This is a genomic window from Rhodococcus sp. 077-4 (assembly GCF_047782425.1).
GTDB lineage: Bacteria > Actinomycetota > Actinomycetes > Mycobacteriales > Mycobacteriaceae > Rhodococcoides.
The window spans coordinates 574,669-589,082 of sequence record NZ_JAJPWC010000002.1; the positions used below are offsets into that span (position 1 = coordinate 574,669).

The following is a 14,414-nucleotide window of genomic DNA, read 5'->3' on the forward strand; positions in this document are numbered from 1 at the left end:
CCACTGTGACCGAGCAGCAGCACGTTTCGATGACGAGGGCCGCCTACGATACCGTTGCCGAGAGCTACTCCGACCTGGTTCGCGACGAACTCGACGGGCGGCATCTCGAGCACGGACTGTTGGCGACGTTCGCGGACCGGGTGCAGAGCGGAGACGTTCTCGAAGTGGGGTGCGGCACCGGCCGCATCACCGAAAAACTGCACCTCCTCGGGCTCGAGATTGCCGGAATCGACCTGTCGCCCAACATGATCGAGGTCGCGCGGCGCGAATACCCGCATCTGCCGTTCCGTATCGGATCGATGGAGGCGTTGGACGCGGGGGACAGCTCCGTTGCCGGAATAGTTGCCTGGTACTCGATCATTCACACTCCTCCGGAGCAATTGCCCACGATATTCACAGAACTGCATCGGGTACTGGTGCCGGAAGGTCTGCTGCTGTTGGCATTTCAGGCCGGCAACGAGCGAGTGCGCCTCGAGCAGGCGTACGGGCATTCGGTCTCGTACGACTCGTATCGACTCGATCCCGACGCGGTCGCGGTCATGCTCGGCGAGACGAACTTCGAGGTGGACATCCGCGTGCATCGAGCTCCGATGGGTTACGAACGCACACCGCAGGCATATCTGTTGGCCCGCAAACGAACAACGGGGTCGTGATCGTCGGACCGGACGCCGTCCTGCGGCATCGGCCCGCACGAATCGTGGTGGCAGGGACGGCCGGCTCGGGCAAGACGACGTTGGCAGAGCGGGTCGGTCTCGTGCTGGACATCGAGCACATCGAGATCGACAGCCTGTTCCACGGCCCGAAGTGGACGCCGCGTCCCACCTTCGAGTCCGATGTCGACGAGTTTCTCGTGCGCCCGGCGTGGATCACCGAATGGCAGTACGTCCGAGACCGTCTCGCCGATCGCGCCGACCTGGTCTTGTGGCTCGACCTGCCGCGTCGAGCTGTGATGCGGCAGGTGACAATTCGGACCGTGCGACGCCGGTTCGGCAGGCATGAGCTGTGGAACGGCAATATCGAGCCGCCGTTGTATCGGATCTTCTTCGATCGCGACCACATCATTCGATGGGCGTGGAGGACCTATCGGTTGACTACCGAGCGGGTGCAGAGACTAAGTGATCGCCGCCCAGAGCTGACAATCGTGCGATTCCGCTCGCTCGCCGAGGTGGATCGGTGGTTCACCGATCGACTGATCTTTGTTGCGAAAAATTGAGGATCTGTGTGTCAAATGGTCACGTCACTTTCGGGGTGCGAGGTGAGGTTGCTGCATAGAGTTGGGTGGCTCAAACCGGTTTCCAAGTGGTGTTTTGATCTCGACTGCCGCGTCTCATGCGCCTGGGGTGGCACGTCTTTTGGCTCCGGGTAAAGCGCACATCAAGAGCCACAGGAAGCAACCCAGTTCGGTTCGCAGACCGACCCGAACTGAACTTTTCAATCAGTTACACAGCTTAGATGTCGTGCGATGTCAGAACCTACCGTTACGCTTTACTTCAAATCGGCGAAGGGTAGCCAGTGCGGCAGACGAGCAAACGTGGGAATCAGTTGATCGTCGATGGCGATCTGATTCCGGACAACAGACTTGCATCCGAAGATGCAGATCTGCTTGACCACAGCGCGATCGCGCAGAGTGTCGCCGAGATTGCAGCGACAGCGGCCACGCCCACAAACATCGCATTATTCGGCGCATGGGGATCAGGGAAATCGAGCATCTACAGCATGATTGCCCAGCACCTCGCGAACACCGCCGGGGAAAGCGTGCGCGTTGTCAGATACGACGCCTGGAAATACGGCGGCCAGGATCTTAAGCGCAACTTCATCCACAGTCTTGCGGGCGACCTTGGTTTCGGAGACGACCCAGATTTCAGTGATGGTCTGGAACACGAACAAAGCAGGGCGCGTCTTCATCTAGGAAAGTGGATCTGCTCGAATAAGACATCCCTCGCCGTCGGGCTTGGGATCGCGGCTGCAGTGGCAGCGCTGTGGTTGAGCGTCCTTTTATTAGTTGCGGTCAAACTCGGAAAATCGACCTTCGTCGACGCCGCAGGCGTTCTCATCCCTCAAGCCGGAACGGTCTTCGGTCTCGCCCTCATCGCGGTCGTGGTCGGACCGCAGGTACTTCAGGGTGCCACGGTGACTACGAAAACTCCGGCACCGGTCGGATCGGACCAATTCGCCAAACGCTTCGTCAAGCTAGTCGCCAAAGTGCGATCAAAGCGGGCGGAGCGACTAGTAGTGTTCATCGACGAACTCGACCGCTGCGCGCCCAGCGATGTTGTCGCGACCCTCAAAGACCTAAAAACCTTTCTTGACGAGGACGGTTGCAGTTTTATAGTTGCCGCCGATCGGGAAGTTATCGAGCAATCACTCAGGGAAGTCCCCCAAGCCAAGCCAGTGCGCGAGGATGAGCCGTACTACGCAACGCCAGGCGCGTTCCTGGACAAAATCTTTCAGCATCAAATTGCGTTGCCGCCCTTAAGATCACGTGCACTGACGCGGTTCGCTTATGAGCTGGTCAACGCGCAAGGCGGGTTGTGGGAAGAGCTTCGAGAGCGTGGCGACAACGCGTTCGAGTTGGCTGTTTTCGCCCTGATACCCGTTCACGTTCGGAGTCCCCGCCGCGTCAAAGTCCTTCTCAATAACTTCGCCACCAACGCACGAATCGCGCAAGCACGCGGAATTGGATGGAGCGACCGAGCCCACGAGATTGCTACGCTTACTGTTCTACAGACCGAGTTCCCCGCCGTAGCCGACGAGCTGCGACGTGTGCCGCGGCTACTGAGCTATCTGCGCGGAGACGAAGCCGCGAACACGGAACAGATTCAATTGGTCATCGACCGCTTCCTGCTTTCCCGACGAGAAACCACGCAGACTCCTCGCCCACGGGAGCGCTCCGATGCCGACGAGTCCAACCCCGACGTCAGCGAATCCCCAGCAGGGGCTCTCCTGACGGACGACGATTCGGCGAAGGGAGTACAAGACCTCCGTCTCGCGGATCTAACTCTGCGCCGCCATCTCCGAATGTACTTGTCCAAAGTGCACGCCGCAGGCATCTCGGATCCGCGTCCGGACTTGCTGTACCTACAAGCGGCAAGCGGTCGCGACTCCCTAGGAGACCCGACGCTCGGCGATATGATTGACTATGCGACAGACACAGCTCCGGACACAGTTGTGGCCGCATTCCGCGAACAGGGTTCGCACGTTTTGGCAATCGCCATACCTCTGCTCGTCACTGAAGGCGATAACAGCTATGGGCCCGGGCGTAGCTTCGCATACGAATCTGCATGTCGCCTAATTGAACTCATTGATCACAGTGACGACAGCACTCGCAACACAATTGCCACAGACACATCCCCATCCCTGATTGCGGCATCGAATGCCAACACACTCACCACATCCTCTTTGCCGGGAGCGCTTTTGGTTGCCGCATGGGCACAGCGATCGGATGTCACCGACGCAATCTTGGAGAAGGTTACGGAGACAGAGCCTGTCGACGATCCACTGCTGGAACGTCTGTCCGCCGCCCTTCAGTATGTCCACCCCGACGGTGCCATTCGACTGACCGAGTTCCTGACAGACGACTTCGAAGACCGGCCCAATCCTCTGATGACGGCACTCCGGACATTGCCAAACAGTAGTGCGATAAAGCTGTGGACCGACGCAGCCCCGGCTGTTTTCGGAACGCTCAAGCGGATGGAAGAACCCTCGACGCATCCGACCCCACTCTCACGGGCGTCCGACGCGACCACCGCAGCGGAGGAAGTGATCGTCTCCTCACCGACAGGTGACGGCGCTGCGAGACTCCGATCGTTGGTCGATTCCGCTCGACAAAGAACAGACTACGAGGAGCTGTTGTCCGCCATACTTATACCCGCGCAGTCGTGGCAATCGAGCGACTCCCTTCGCTCGTGGGTACTCGAAAACGTCGATTCCCTGATCTCGACAATGTCCTCATCTACGTTGCGCGCCAAGCACGCACTATTGGGTCTGCTGTACTCCCCAAGTCACGAGTGGGTGTCATGGGCCACACAGTTACAGGAACTCGATCAGGTGACCACAGAGGCTATATCGTCCCTTGCGGGCGAGGTACTGAAAGACCGACTTCTTCCAGCAATATTGGAGTCTCCACTCGAAGTCCGAGTTGTGCTACCGGAGTCAGTGGCGAAGGTGCAGCTCCTTGCCAAGCTGGACGTTGGCACTCTCGTGCAGAGCCTGACTGAAATCGCAGCGGCCGGTGACTGGAACGACGTCGACGGCGATGTGACAACCTCGGACATAGCCTGGAGCCGCAAGAAAACCATGGTGGATGTATCGGTGGCCCTGGTGCCTACTGTTGGCGAATCCGTACTCGAACCCGCCGTCGAGGATTTGAAAGTTGCAGTCGAAACATGCGCCCTAAATCCCATTTTTGTTGATCGATGGATATCACTGGTGCGGACACTTCCAGTCGAGGCGGCACAAAGCCTCACGGCCGCCATTGATCGTTATCAGGTGCGCGAGGCTGAAGAAACTGCAGTCCTTACGATTCGGGTGCAGATGCGTCAAATCCACGGAGGCGCTGCGCCGCCTTCTGGCGAGCTAGGCGCTCTCCCTGCCGCCGAGGTTGACACCGATCTGACCAGTGCATGGCTGTCTCTGTCGCCTGACCCTGTCGAGGTTCGAGGACTGGTTGGTACTGTCCCATTCACCGCGGCCGCGTTTGGGGAGTACTGCGACACCCTGTCGGTACACGACCGCACTCAGATTTGGCTGGTCATTTACAAGTCCAAGGTTGCACAACAATTACTGACCTCCGTTGGCCGAGGAGGTTTAGGCCACGAGGCCGTCGACATCGTCAGATCCTCGCTGGCTGAGCTTACTCGGGCAGCTGACCGGGCAGTAGCCGTCGAACGCCTCACACGGGCTGAACACCCGGCCGATGACAGCACTCAACTGCGTCGGGTACGTCGCTCTTGCACAGAACTCGCCACTGACCTAATCAGCCGAGATACCGCCAAAGACGTGCGCACCGCAGCCGAACTCATGATTTGGGCAGATGGAGCCGAGAGTCGCCAAGCAAAAGCCGCACTGAACAAAATGTTCACTGAATCACTCGATCGATATAAGGACCCTTTGCCAAAGTCGCATATCAAACAACTGGAGTTCCTGCAGCTGATCACTCCTAGGAAAGGACTCCTGGGCAGGCTTCTCACCCGTTAAGTGGTGATGAGCTTGCACATTCTCCGCATTGCATGGAAGCCGCAGGTTGTGCACGGTTGCTTTCCTGGTGCTCGGTAAACGATTCGATGTGTAGTGCTCTTCTGGCAACGAACTTTTAGAACAAGCGCAATCACCCGCTAGTCGACGGTGGAATCCATCACGGAAGCGGGAAAACTATCAACCGCGTGTCGTTCAGCAGCCCAATTGCGTTGCGAGAGATTCGATCGAGTCGACACTGTAGGTCCAGTCGGACTCGGCAGCGAGGTCGGTGGTCTGAGCCGGTCCGTGCTCGAGAGGGCGGGCGACGAATGCAGTTGCGAAGCCGCAGTCGGCAGCGGCAGCGAGATCACTGTTGTGCGCGGCGACCATCATGCACTCGCTCGGCTCTAGACCGAGAATGTCCGCCGTGCGCAGATACGCGTCGGGCATGGGCTTGTACGCCCGTACTGGTTCTGCGCCGAGGATCGCGTCCCACGGCAGTCCGGCATTCTTGGCCATGTCGAGCAGCAGTGAGATGTTGCCGTTGGAGAGTGGGGCGATGATGAACTCGGTGCGCAGCCGCGTGAGCCCGAGCACCGAATCAGGCCACGGATCCAATCGATGCCACGCGAGATTCAAGGACGCCATGTCAGCGTCTCCGAGCTGAATGTCGAACTCGGACAATACAGTCGAAAGTGACTCGTGATGGAGTCGATCGAGGCGAGTGAACGGACGAGCGCCCGACCGAACCTGCTCCATCGCCGGTTGATAAAGGCTGCGCCAACGGTCGGCGAACGCGTAGCTGTCGACATCGGAACCGCAGAGCGATCCGACTTCGCGAGCGACGCTCGTGCGCCAATCGACTACCGTGCCGAACACGTCGAACAGCAGCGCCTTCAACGGTCCTTCTTTTTCTTCTTCTTGCCCTCGGAATGCCCACCTGCGGACAGAAGCGCACCCGCCAGCGGAATGAGAAGGAAGAAGAGCCACTTCTGATCGAAATCGGTCAGGAAGAACAACGCCATCGAACCGAAAATAACCAGCGGCATCACCACTGCGCGCCAGTCGATTCCGGCACCGTCCTCTGCCGGTGCCGGCGATTTCCCGAGCTGGACGGGGGTGTGGGACGTGCCCGACACGGTGGGGAGATCGATGAATACCTTCTCGATCTCCCCACGCGTCGTAGCGGAAGCGACGGTTGCGCTGCGTTCGTCGAACTCGGGCACAGTGAGACGACCTTCGCTGAAGTGCAGACTCAGCGCCTCGAGCGCCTTCTCTCGATCAGCGGTACCGATACGTACTTCCGGAAGCTCGGACATTGCTACAGGGTAGCGCTGTCCGAGTTCTCAGCTCACTGCCGACGTTCGGCCTACCGATGAGTCCCCTACTTGATTTCGGTGAGGACGGTGCCTTGGGTGATGGCGTCGCCTGCGGTGACGGTCAGGCCGGTGATGGTGCCGGCTTTGTGGGCGTTGACGGGGTTTTCCATTTTCATCGCTTCGAGGACGGCGATGAGCTCCCCTGCTTCGACGCTCTGCCCTTCGTCGACAGCGACTTTGACGACCGTCCCCTGCATGGGTGCGGTGACGGCGTCACCGGATGCCGCTCCTGCTCCGGCTCCACCACGAGTACGCGCTTTCGGTTTACGCCGCACCGCACCGGCCGGTCCACTGTTGCCGCCGCCGAGGGTCAGTTCGCCGGGTAGCGAGACTTCGACGCGGCGGCCTCCGACCTCGACGACGACGGACTGCCGCGGCAGGACCTCGTCGTCGTCGAGGGGTTGTCCGGCGGTGAACGGGGCGACCTGGTTGTCCCATTCGGTTTCGATCCAGCGAGTGTGGACGGAGAACGATTCCCCGTCGCCGATGAACGCGGGATCGGAGACCACCGCAGCGTGGAACGGGATCACCGTCGCCAACCCTTCGACGGTGAACTCCGCGAGTGCGCGGCGCGAGCGGGCGAGGGCTTCCTCGCGGGTGGCTCCGGTGACGATGAGCTTGGCGAGCATCGAATCGAACTGGCCACCGATCACCGAGCCGGATTCGACCCCGGAATCGACGCGGACTCCGGGCCCGGAGGGGGCGGTGAAGGTGGTGACCGGTCCGGGTGCGGGCAGGAATCCGCGTCCGGCGTCTTCGCCGTTGATCCGGAACTCGAACGAATGCCCCCGCGGTTCGGGGTCTTCGCTGATGGAGAGTTCTTCGCCGTTGGCGATACGGAACTGTTGCAGGACCAGGTCGATGCCGGAGGTTTCCTCGGTGACGGGGTGCTCGACCTGCAGTCGGGTGTTGACCTCGAGGAAGGAGACGAGTCCGTCTTGGCCGACGAGGTATTCGACGGTCCCGGCGCCGTAGTAGCCGGCTTCGAGGCAGATGGCTTTGGCGCTGGAGTGGATTTCTTTGCGTTGGGCGTCGGTGAGGAACGGGGCGGGGGCTTCTTCGACGAGTTTCTGGAAGCGGCGTTGCAGGGAGCAGTCGCGGGTGCCGGCGACGATGACGTTGCCGTGCTGATCGGCGATGATCTGGGCTTCGACGTGGCGTGGTTTGTCGAGGTAGCGTTCGACGAAGCATTCGCCGCGTCCGAATGCGGCGACGGCTTCGCGGGTGGCCGAGTCGAAGAGTTCGGGGATTTCCTCGCGGGTGCGGGCGACTTTCATGCCGCGTCCGCCGCCACCGAATGCGGCTTTGATGGCGATGGGGAGGCCGTGTTCGTCGACGAACGCCAAAATTTCGTTCGCGTCTTTGACCGGTTCGGAGGTGCCGGGGACCGAGGGTGCTTTGGCGCGGGCGGCGATGTGGCGGGCGGTGACCTTGTCGCCGAGGTCGCGGATCGATTGGGGGGACGGTCCGATCCAGATCAGGCCGGCGTCGATCACGGCCTGGGCGAAGTCGGCGTTCTCGGAGAGGAATCCGTAGCCGGGGTGGATGGCGTCGGCACCGGACTTGGCGGCAGCATCGAGGATTTTGTCGATCACCAGGTACGACTCCGCGGAGCTCTGACCACCGAGGGCGAACGCTTCGTCGGCGAGGCGGACGAACGGGGCATCGGCATCGGGTTCGGCGTACACAGCGACACTGGCCAACCCGGCATCGGCGGCCGCCCGGATCACCCGCACCGCGATCTCACCACGATTGGCAACAAGAACCTTGGTGATCTGAGCACTGGCATGGCTGGGCACTGAGCCTCCTACAGATGAATTTCTCGCGTGCATCGTTACGAACGTCACGTCGGAGTCTAAGCATCGGCACTGTCATCGCTGCAATCGGTCCGCAACGCTGCAGTGCATCGGCGTCGAGTCGACGTGAACTACTGATTGGTAACGGTCTGACCGGTGTCGCTGTGTTCGATCTCGGATCGCTCGTCGTCCGCGAGAGGGAGTTGCGTCGTCCCGGTGTCTGCCACATCGGTCAGCAGCGTCCGGAAGGTACCGATGTACTCGTGAACTCGACCAGTTGCCTGCTCGGTGTTGGGGTAGCGAGCCGCGATGTTGATCCCTTGCGGCGTGCGGTTGATCCAGATGTACACGTCGTGTTGGTACTGCTTACTGCGCAGTGCTCGGGCGTTCCAGTCCGGCCAGTGCTCTGCGGCCGGCGCGAACCGCACATCCATGAACGAGACGACGAACCGCGGGCGGGCGGAGTAGCCCAGGGTGGTGAACACGCGATCGAGAGGAACGCGGGCGATCGGTTTGGTCTTCTTCACCTCCGCCGACGCCGCCGCGACCACCGAACCGAACGAGTCCGCACCGGCGATGTCGAACGAGATGGGGCAGAGCCCGACGAACCAGCCCAACGCGGACGCCCACTGCGGCTCGTCTCGGGTGTGGACCGGAGTCACTGTTCGGAAACGAGTGCCGCCGCCCAGTTCGGAGCCGGCGATGGCCAGAACCGCGAGCAGTCCGGCGAACAGGCTGTGCCCTGTCTTGCGACAGGCGACCGAGAACGAGTCGGCTTGATCGGGGTCCAGCACCCACGCGGACAAACCGCCCTGCGGCAGATCGTCCGGGCTCGGATCGCCGATGTCGAGTGGGAAGGCCGGTAGCTCGCCGTCGCCGTCGACGAGGAAGTCCCGCCATATTCTCACCGCGTCGTGGGAATGCTCGAGCTCTGCATTCTTCTCGCGTTCGGAGGAACCGAAGTCGAGGTAGCTGCCCGCCTCGAACAGGGCAGCGGGCGAACCGCCGAGTTCCTCGCCGTACAGAGCAGCGATCTCGTGCGCGACCAACACCGTCGACAGGCCGTCGATGATCGAATGATCCGCTGCGAAGAACACGGTGATGGGGCGCGTCTCATCGACCGGTTCGAGGGTCACGAACGCGTAGGCGGGCCAGATCAGCGGCGAGGTGAACTCGTCGAACAGATACTGCAGGTGCTCGAACACCTCGCTCGACTCCGCACACCGTTCTTGCTCGACCTGCCAGATGTCGATGGCACCCTGCGCGGCGGTGACGCGCGTCATATCGCCTGATACCTCGTCGATCGACGCGGCCGAACGCATGGCTTCGTGCCGGTCGATCCAGTTCAGAACCGCCTGGCGAAATGCCGGTTTGTTCAGGGGACCTGCAATCTCGAAGGCGGCACCGAGCCACGATTCGCGACCGCGACGAGGACTGCTCAGACTTGCACGAAGGTGTGCCTCGTGCACGTACGACGTGGGCCGGGCATCGGGACGCCACCCTGCCGCTTCCGGAGTGCGAGCCTGCGGGCCGACACTGGGTATCCACTCGGTGAGCGTCCCCGCGGGAACCGCGTAGTCCGCCAACTCCGTGAATTCCATGTCGGCAGCAACCAGCCTTCGTTCGGCCACTTCGGGGGTGGGTGGGGAAAGAGCGTCGGAACCCGGAGTCTACCGACCACCGAATGTATCGATCAAGACGACAGCTCGGTACCGCCGTCAGCGCAGGTGGCGCTTGATCCGCGCCAGCATCGCCGACATGCCGCGCAGTCGCAACGGGCTGACCGCGTCGCTCAACCCCAGAGCCGAATAGAAGTCGTCCGGTACGTCGAGGATCTCCTGCGCGCTGAGACCGTCGAGTCCCTGAGCCAGGATCGAGGCGAAGCCCCGAGTGGTCGGGGCTTCCGGCGGAGCGCTGAAGTAGAGCTGGATGCGTGCCGGATCGGTGGCGTCCACCGACAGGAACAGCGGCGACTGGCATTCCGGCACCGGTTCCATCGCATCCTGAGCGAGGTGCTCCGGCAGCGGGGGCAGCTCGCGGCTGAACTCCAACAACAGCTGCAGCTTGTCCTGCCCCTCGACCGCAGCGAAGTCCTCGACGATCTCGGCCAACGATTCCGGAAGGGCACTCATCGAGCGGCCGGAGCCGATCCGGGTTCCTCACCCTTGGCGATCGGAACGCGAACGGCGTTGCCCCATTCGGTCCACGAGCCGTCGTAGTTGCGAACCGATTCGTAGCCGAGCAGATGGGTCAACACGAACCAGGTGTGGCTCGATCGTTCACCGATGCGGCAGTAGGCGATCACGTCGTCGGTCGCGGAGGTACCGGAGTAGATCTCGTCGAGTTCCTTGCGAGACCGGAACCGTCCGTCCGGTGCGGCTGCCTTGGCCCAGGGGATGCTCACGGCAGTGGGGATATGACCTCCACGCAGTGCACCTTCCTCGGGGTAATCGGGCATGTGGGTGCGCTCGCCGGTGTACTCGGCGGGGGAGCGTACGTCGATCAGTGGGACCGTGCCGAGCGAGCCGAGCACGTCCGAGGCGAACGCGCGGATGGGTGCATCGTTGCGTTCGATCACCGGGTAGTCCGTTGCGGGAAGTTCGGGCACGTCGAGGGTGGTGTCGCGGTTCTCCGACAACCAGGCGTCACGACCGCCGTCGAGCAGACGCACATCCTGGTGCCCGAACAGAGTGAACACCCACAGCGCGTATGCGGCCCACCAGTTGCTCTTGTCGCCGTACACCACGATGGTGTCTTCTCGCGAAATGCCCTTGCGGCTCATCAGATTCGAGAATTGCTCACCGTCGATGTAGTCGCGGGTGACCGGATCGTTGAGATCGAGATGCCAGTCGATCTTGACCGCGCCTGGGATGTGGCCGACGTCGTAGAGCAACACGTCCTCGTCGGACTCGACGACGCGTAGTCCCGGGGTACCGAGATGAGCGGACAGCCATTCGGTCGATACGAGGCGATCCGGGTGCGCGTAGTCGGCGAACGTTGCGTTGGAATCGGTTGGTACAGGCACGTATCGGCTCCTACGGAAGATATTCGGCTGGCGGCCCGTCCGGGGGTGAACGGTCTGCACTGTCGATCTTATGCGGTTGCGCGATGGGGAGGCGGGAGTGGAGCCTGCGGAATGACCTCGAGGGGGCGGAAGTGGAGCCTACGGAATGACCTCGAGGGGGCGGGAGTGGAGCCTGCGGAATGACCCCAGGGGGCGGGAGTGGAGCCTGGGTCAGGGCGTCGATGCAGCGATTTCGGGTGTCGTGGTGGACGCATTCATCAGCGCGACGAGTTCGGCGGTGAAGGCCTCCATCACCGTACGTGCCGCTGCAGTGTCGGGGAACCGTGCCCGTAGAGCCAGGCCGGAGGCTGTACGCGATACCCAGAATTGCGCGTCGTCGGACACCGTGGCATTGCTGATGTGGTGTGCGTTCGATCGGTCGAACTGCTCGTGTCCGCCGATCCTGGTGTAGTCGATGTACGACACCATGAACACGTCTCGACGCGACAGGGTGAAGGCGTCGCCGAGATTGCTCAGCACCTGGGGTATCGGGACGGTGCTCAGCGGTAGTGCTGCGCGAAACGCGGTGTGGGCGGCGGTGATCGTGCCGGCGAGGTCGGCTTCGACCTGCACGGTCATGGGAGCGTTGGTGGTGAACCAGCCCAGTGCCCGCGACCATTCCTGTCGATGGCGAGTATGCAGCGGAAACAGGAAAGGCAGAGTGCTCGGCCCGCCGATGCGGGCGCACGCCTGTCCGATCGCCGCGACCACCCCTGCGAACATTCCGGCTCCCGATCGGGCGCACAACTGCTCGAAACCGAGAGTGTGTTGCGCGTCGAGCAGGGGAGTGACAGTTGTTGCCTGCGGCGCAGTTTCACCCTCGTCGACGCCGAGATCGAACGGAAATCTCGGAGTCGTGCCACCGCACTCGGTGAGGAAGGTCGACCACCGCACCATGCGCTCGTCCGTGGGATCGACGAGTGGCTCGGTGGATTCGATCCGGCAGTATTCGACGAACCCGCCGACCGAAGGCAGGTCCGCCTCCGGGTTCGAGGGGCAGCGGCGATAGGCGTCGTACAACGTGTGGATCTCGTCGACGACGACTGCGATCGACATGGCGTCGACGTTGGCGTGGTCGAATGCGCACAGCACCGTCGAGGTGGTCGGCCGATCGATTCCGAAACAGGTGTACGACGGGAATCGTCGTGCATCGCAGAGCAGTTCGAGTCTGCTGCGGAGGTGGCCGCGCAGCTCGGACGTCGACGAGAAGGTCGATCGCGTCGATTGCTTCATTCGGACGGAACCCGGCTCGTAGAGCATCCGTTGAGCCCCGGCCGGTGCGGGAACGAACGAACTGCGCAGGGTGTCGTGGCGGTCGATCAGGCGCTCGAATGCCCACGCGAGTGCTTGGGGATCGAGGCTGCCCTGCACGTCGAACGCTCCGGCGATCCAGACGCGCTCGGCCTCGCCCAGATCACCGAGATGAAACTGCTGATTGAACGACGGATGAATCGGGGACGGTGTCGCGCTGCCGGTGGCGACGGCGGTGAACTCGACCACCGCGCCCGCGCTCGGGGTGTACTCAGTGATCGAGGTGACCCGCACCGGCCGGCTCCTGAACGAGATGGTCGAGTGTCAGGCCGTAATCACCTTCGCGGGCAATGGTTTCCAGTACGTGCGCCAGATGGTCGTGGTAATGCTGCACCGATGCGGCAGCAGTGTCGGTATCGGGGGTCTGTGCCACCAGGTAGAGGTGCTCGCCGTCTCGGTTGATCCACATCGATGCGTTGGACGTCGAGCCCTCGCCGGTGAAGTGCTTCGCGCGGGTGTCCGCGTCTCGCCCCACACCGGGGAACCAGCGAAAGTCGATGTACGAGAGCATGTTCGGGCTCACTGCCAGCTCGCTACCCAGAGTGCCGTCGGCGGCCAGAGCGCCCAGCACGGCGTGCACGGGTGCCTCCGCAATCTGCTTGGCCTGCTCGAAGCCACGGTGGGCCAGAGCTGCGACCTGGGAGAACCTGTCGTTTCCCGCGACCTCGAACGCGACCGGAGCGAAATTGACGAACCAACCCTGAGACTGACCGTAGTCACCGTGGTGCCGGGTGCTCAGCACGGTGATCCCGAAATAGTCGGTGACATGCGCCAGCTCGAAGTCGGTGATCGCGACGGCGGCGAAGATGCCACTGCTCATCCGTGCCCCGGCGGCCTTGCATGCGGCGTCGAATGCAGCCGTCAGGTCTTTGTCCAGCAGGTCGCGTTCTACGATACGGACCGGAGCCCGCTCACCCGGCGCGAGACCCAGGTCGAGGGGGAAGCGGGGCATCCGGCCGTCGTGCCGGGTGAAAATGTCTCGCCAGGCGGCGATTTCGGGAGAATCGGCCCCGAAGCTCGCGGCCCGTGCGCGTTCGTCGGCGGCGTAGGCCAGATGGCTACCTGCCTGCGCGAGTTCGGGTACCCGCGCACCGGTTTCGAGTGCGTACAGATCGGCGAGCTCACTGACGACCAACGCCTGCGAACCGCCGTCGGTGAACGCGTGGTCTGCGCCGTAGTACAGGGTGAAGCTGCCTGGTCTGGACACGACCCCGACGACGAACCCCGGCCAGACGTCCGCGGTCGCCTCGGTCGAGAAGCGTTGGCGTACATAGCGTTGGAACTGGTCGTCGTCGGTGGACTCACCGGCGTCCGACACCTCGAACGCGAGATCGTCAGACGCGACGAGATGTCGAGCCACATCGTTGCCCTCGACCTCGAACCAGCACCGCAGTCCTTCGTGGCGAAGCACGTACGCCGCCACAGCGCGGCCCATCGCGTCCGTGTCCACGTCGCCGTCGATCTCGGTAGCAACCCCTGTGTAAGCGGTGTGGACATCGCCGCGTTCACGCGCCGCCCACGCCGCCTTGAGGTGATCTTCCTGAAGGAAGGAAGGCGGAGCCGGGTCGACCGGTGCCGCGGCAGCACTCGCCTGCGCAGCCGGCGTCGGGTGCCACTCGAGCAGGCGACCCGGAGCAGGATTCCACTTACCCATGGCGGTGATGATCATCGTCGCTTCATCCTCCTCGA

11 protein-coding genes are annotated in these 14,414 nt (G+C 62.4%); 3 read left to right on the forward strand and 8 right to left on the reverse strand.

The genetic code is table 11. The annotated features are described in order from the left end of the window. Window positions 1-5: 5 nt before the first annotated feature. The 3 genes from ACNEOT_RS11930 (at window position 6) to ACNEOT_RS11940 (ending at window position 5,196) form a co-directional block, all read left to right on the forward strand. Window positions 6-653 (forward strand): class I SAM-dependent DNA methyltransferase, encoded by a 648-nt coding sequence (locus ACNEOT_RS11930; protein ID WP_415974247.1) that lies wholly within the window; start codon window positions 6-8, stop codon window positions 651-653. After that, window positions 650-1,213, forward strand: coding sequence for an AAA family ATPase (locus tag ACNEOT_RS11935; RefSeq protein ID WP_415974248.1), 564 nt, complete (start codon window positions 650-652; stop codon window positions 1,211-1,213). The genes ACNEOT_RS11930 and ACNEOT_RS11935 overlap by 4 nt, the downstream gene beginning before the upstream one ends. Before the next feature lie 299 nt (window positions 1,214-1,512). Continuing rightward, entirely contained in the window at window positions 1,513-5,196 is a 3,684-nt protein-coding gene (locus ACNEOT_RS11940; RefSeq protein WP_415974249.1) for a P-loop NTPase fold protein, read from the forward strand. A 192-nt stretch (window positions 5,197-5,388) separates the two neighbouring features. Here the strand turns inward: ACNEOT_RS11940 and ACNEOT_RS11945 are convergent, their stop codons facing one another. From ACNEOT_RS11945 to ACNEOT_RS11980, 8 genes are all read right to left on the reverse strand, one after another. After that, a complete protein-coding gene (locus tag ACNEOT_RS11945) occupies window positions 5,389-6,075 on the reverse strand; it encodes a haloacid dehalogenase type II (RefSeq protein ID WP_415974250.1) in 687 nt (228 codons plus the stop codon). Further along, on the reverse strand, window positions 6,072-6,494 hold the full coding sequence (locus ACNEOT_RS11950; protein ID WP_415974251.1) for a DUF1707 SHOCT-like domain-containing protein: 423 nt from the start codon (window positions 6,492-6,494) through the stop codon (window positions 6,072-6,074). The genes ACNEOT_RS11945 and ACNEOT_RS11950 overlap by 4 nt, the downstream gene beginning before the upstream one ends. 65 nt (window positions 6,495-6,559) lie before the next feature. Next, window positions 6,560-8,353 (reverse strand): acetyl/propionyl/methylcrotonyl-CoA carboxylase subunit alpha, encoded by a 1,794-nt coding sequence (locus tag ACNEOT_RS11955; protein WP_415974252.1) that lies wholly within the window; start codon window positions 8,351-8,353, stop codon window positions 6,560-6,562. Window positions 8,354-8,481: 128 nt separating this feature from the next. Next, window positions 8,482-9,951 carry a condensation domain-containing protein gene (locus tag ACNEOT_RS11960; RefSeq protein ID WP_415975107.1) on the reverse strand — a complete coding sequence of 490 codons (1,470 nt, stop codon included), beginning with the start codon at window positions 9,949-9,951 and terminating at the stop codon, window positions 8,482-8,484. Between the two features lie 117 nt (window positions 9,952-10,068). Continuing rightward, complete coding sequence (locus ACNEOT_RS11965) at window positions 10,069-10,482, reverse strand: SufE family protein (protein ID WP_415974253.1); 414 nt, start codon at window positions 10,480-10,482, stop codon at window positions 10,069-10,071. Beyond that, on the reverse strand, window positions 10,479-11,375 hold the full coding sequence (locus ACNEOT_RS11970; RefSeq protein ID WP_415974254.1) for a sulfurtransferase: 897 nt from the start codon (window positions 11,373-11,375) through the stop codon (window positions 10,479-10,481). Before ACNEOT_RS11970 ends, ACNEOT_RS11965 begins: the two co-directional genes overlap by 4 nt. A gap of 210 nt (window positions 11,376-11,585) precedes the next feature. Further along, window positions 11,586-12,959 carry a condensation domain-containing protein gene (locus tag ACNEOT_RS11975; protein WP_415974256.1) on the reverse strand — a complete coding sequence of 458 codons (1,374 nt, stop codon included), beginning with the start codon at window positions 12,957-12,959 and terminating at the stop codon, window positions 11,586-11,588. After that, window positions 12,937-14,394, reverse strand: a complete 1,458-nt coding sequence (locus ACNEOT_RS11980) for a condensation domain-containing protein (protein ID WP_415974257.1) — start codon at window positions 14,392-14,394, stop codon at window positions 12,937-12,939. The genes ACNEOT_RS11975 and ACNEOT_RS11980 overlap by 23 nt, the downstream gene beginning before the upstream one ends. Between the last annotated feature and the right edge of the window lie 20 nt (window positions 14,395-14,414).